Raw genomic sequence first — 3451 nt, forward strand, 5'->3', positions numbered from 1 at the left:
AAACGTGCTGCGGGCGTACGCCGATGGCCACTTTACTCGATGGAAAACGGATCTGGGCAGAAAAGAATCTGAACCAGATGTAATCTGACAGACACCTGTATAAATAATAGGTAACTGTCAGATCAGGTCTAAGCTAGTACACATAATAGGCCAACAGCGGTCAGGTGCGGACGAATTTATATTGATACAGTGCCTGACAGCGCGCGTCGCTTCTGACAAAATAGCGCCATCCCCCGTAGTTTTATTTGATGGATTTCCAGAGAGATGGCAGCAAAGATTATTGATGGTAAAACGATTGCGCAGCAAGTGAAGGATGAAGTTTGTGCGCGCGTCAAGCAGCGCCTGGCAGAAGGCAAGCGTACGCCAGGGCTGGCTGTTGTGTTAGTCGGCGATAATCCCGCCTCACAGATCTACGTCGCGAGCAAACGTAAAGTGTGTGACGAAGTGGGCTTTGTCTCTCGCTCTTATGACTTACCTTCCAGCACCACGGAAGCCGCGCTGTTGGCGTTGATCGACGAACTGAATGCCGACAACAGCATTGATGGTATTTTGGTTCAGTTGCCGCTGCCCGAAGGCATTGATAACACCAAAGTCATCGAGCGCATCGCACCCGATAAAGACGTGGACGGCTTCCACCCTTACAACGTCGGTCGCCTGTGCCAGCGCGACCCGCTACTGCGTGCCTGCACGCCGCGCGGCATCATCACGCTGCTGGAACGTTACAACGTGGACATGTTTGGCTTGAATGCCGTGGTGGTGGGTGCCTCCAATATCGTTGGCCGTCCGATGAGTCTGGAACTACTGCTGGCAGGTTGTACCACCACGGTGACCCACCGTTTTACCAAAAACCTGCGTCAACACGTTGAGCAGGCCGACTTGCTGATTGTTGCCGTTGGCAAGCCATGCTTTATTCCCGGCGAGTGGATTAAACCGGGTGCCATCGTGATCGATGTTGGCATCAATCGTCTGGACAGCGGCAAAGTGGTGGGCGACGTGGAGTTTTCCGTCGCACAGGAGCGCGCGTCGCTGATAACGCCGGTGCCCGGCGGTGTTGGCACTATGACCGTTGGCACCCTGATTCAAAACACGCTGCAAGCCTGCGAAGAGTACCACGACGGTAACGCGTAACAGCACGGGTATACGGTTAACGCATAAACATCACGTTAACATCGCGCGCTCAGGCGCGCCTTTTTCTTTCTTACAGCAGGATGTTATGGAAACTTTTCATCTCGATAAACACCCGCACGTTGAACTGTGCGATCTGCTTAAACTGCTTGGCTGGAGTGAGAGCGGCGCTGCCGCCAAAGCCGCGATTGCTGACGGTGGCGTCAGCGTTGACGGCCAGGTCGAAACGCGTAAACGCCGCAAGATCATTGCTGGTCAGCGGGTCAACTTTGACGGGCAATCGGTAAATGTCGTGCCCTAAGCAACAACCAGTAGTCTGATCCAATAAAAATCGCCCGCGAAGGTTTACCGTCGCGGGCGATTTTTAACACGATACCACTAACAATAGCGTTAGTTACGGCGCCATGTCGTGCCCTGCGGACCGTCTTCTAACACAATCCCCATTTCCGTCAGGCGCGCACGCGCTACATCCGCCAGCGCCCAGTCTTTGGCCTGACGCGCGTCATTACGCTGCTGAATCAGGGCTTCGATCTCTTGCACTTCATCACCATCCGCTTGAGAACCGCTTTGCAGGAAGGATTCCGGGTCTTGCTCCAACAGCCCCAGAATGCCCGCCAAACGGCGCAACGCGGCGGCCAGCGCATCCGCCGCCACCGCATCTTCCGCTTTCAGGCGGTTCACCTCACGTGCCATGTCAAACAGCACCGAGTAAGCCTCTGGCGTGTTAAAATCATCGTCCATCGCCGCGCGGAAGCGCGTTTCAAACGCGTCGCCACCTTGAGCCGTCGCCGCCGGATCGGTGCCGCGCAACGCAGTGTACAAACGCTCTAAAGAGGCACGCGCCTGTTTCAGGTTCTCTTCACTGTAATTCAACTGGCTACGGTAATGGCCCGACATCAGGAAGTAACGCACGGTTTCAGCGTCGTAATATTTCAGTACATCGCGTACGGTGAAGAAATTGTTGAGCGATTTAGACATCTTCTCGCGATCGATCATCACCATACCGGAATGCATCCAGTAGTTGACGTAAGGGCCGTCATGGGCGCAGGTCGACTGAGCAATTTCGTTCTCATGGTGCGGGAACATCAGATCGGAACCGCCGCCGTGAATATCAAAGTGCTCGCCAAGCTGTTTGCAGTTCATGGCAGAACATTCGATGTGCCAGCCGGGACGCCCTTCCCCCCACGGGGATGTCCAGTGCGACTCGCCGGGTTTCGACATTTTCCACAGCACAAAATCCATCGGATTGCGTTTCACTTCCGCAATCTCAATACGCGCCCCAGCTTTCAACTGTTCCAGATCCTGGCGAGAAAGCACGCCGTAACCCGGCGCGCTGTCGACAGAAAACATCACATCGCCGTTGTCTGCCACATAGGCATGTTTGCGTGCAATCAGTTGCGCCACCAGTTCAATAATTTCGGCGATATGGTGTGTAGCACACGGCTCTAGATCGGGACGTAAAATGTTCAACGCATCAAAATCAGCGTGCATTTCGGCGATCATACGCGAGGTCAGTTGTTCGCAGCTTTCTCCATTCTCTGCGGCGCGTTTGATGATTTTGTCGTCGATGTCCGTTACATTGCGCACATAATTGAGCGAGTAACCCAAATAGCGCAAATACCTGGCAACCACATCGAAAGCCACAAAAGTACGCCCGTGACCGATATGACACAGGTCATACACGGTAATGCCGCATACATACATGCCCACGTTACCGGCATGAATGGGTTTGAATTCCTCTTTTTGGCGACTCAGCGTATTAAAAATCTTTAACATCAAAACATTCCATGATATTCGCGGGAGAAGTGGAGTATGCGCAGCAAACGGAACACCGCCGTTGAGGCGGGTTCAGCAAGCCCAGCAGCGTATTGAAACCTGAACCTCGAGCTATTGCAAGACTGAGACAACGTAATAGGAAGATAATTGATAAGGATTAAAAAAACAGAAACCCGGCAATGGCGCGCCGGGTCTCATGTTACTGCTTGCAAACCGAAGAAGCGTTAGCGCAAATTCGGATTACTCATCACGGGGTATTTCCCGCTGGTGCAGCCAGAAGTTGCGCAACCACTAAGGCAGAAGGACGTGTCAGAATGCCGAGAATCAATAAGATGGAGGCAACGATTTCACCCGCAAAGACACCATACGCAATAAACGTCGGTAATCCCGAGCCTGTTTAAGATTTTGCGTAAATGCCTTTCCTCAGAAGTGACCGTCAAGGCGGTCACCGAACTCGATAATAAAGCGACTCATTGCCATACGCCAGTCCTGTAAGGGCATCGTCCATTTCTGTAATGCCGCCTGGATTGCCAGCCATACGACCTTCTTC

The 3451-nt window shown here is 53.1% G+C and carries 3 protein-coding genes and 1 pseudogene; 2 read left to right on the forward strand and 2 right to left on the reverse strand.

Annotated elements, in window-relative coordinates:
* Positions 1-264: 264 nt before the first annotated feature.
* Both folD and ybcJ read left to right on the forward strand, forming a co-directional pair.
* A complete protein-coding gene (gene folD, locus QZ506_RS11410; protein WP_291971164.1) occupies positions 265-1128 on the forward strand; it encodes a bifunctional methylenetetrahydrofolate dehydrogenase/methenyltetrahydrofolate cyclohydrolase FolD in 864 nt (287 codons plus the stop codon).
* Positions 1129-1213: 85 nt separating this feature from the next.
* The gene (ybcJ, locus tag QZ506_RS11415) at positions 1214-1426 is read left to right on the forward strand and encodes a ribosome-associated protein YbcJ (RefSeq protein ID WP_291971167.1); all 213 of its coding nucleotides are present in this window, start codon (positions 1214-1216) and stop codon (positions 1424-1426) included.
* Between the two features lie 89 nt (positions 1427-1515).
* On the opposite strand, the gene cysS is transcribed toward ybcJ, so the two are convergent.
* Positions 1516-2901: a cysteine--tRNA ligase gene (gene cysS, locus QZ506_RS11420; protein ID WP_291971168.1), complete on the reverse strand. Its 1386-nt coding sequence runs from the start codon at positions 2899-2901 to the stop codon at positions 1516-1518.
* 283 nt (positions 2902-3184) lie between these two features.
* Positions 3185-3289 (reverse strand): annotated as a pseudogene (locus QZ506_RS11425) (DoxX family membrane protein); the annotation flags it as partial.
* Between the last annotated feature and the right edge of the window lie 162 nt (positions 3290-3451).

Source organism: Candidatus Symbiopectobacterium sp. (genome assembly GCF_020054415.1).
In the GTDB taxonomy this organism is placed as follows: Bacteria; Pseudomonadota; Gammaproteobacteria; order Enterobacterales; family Enterobacteriaceae; genus Symbiopectobacterium.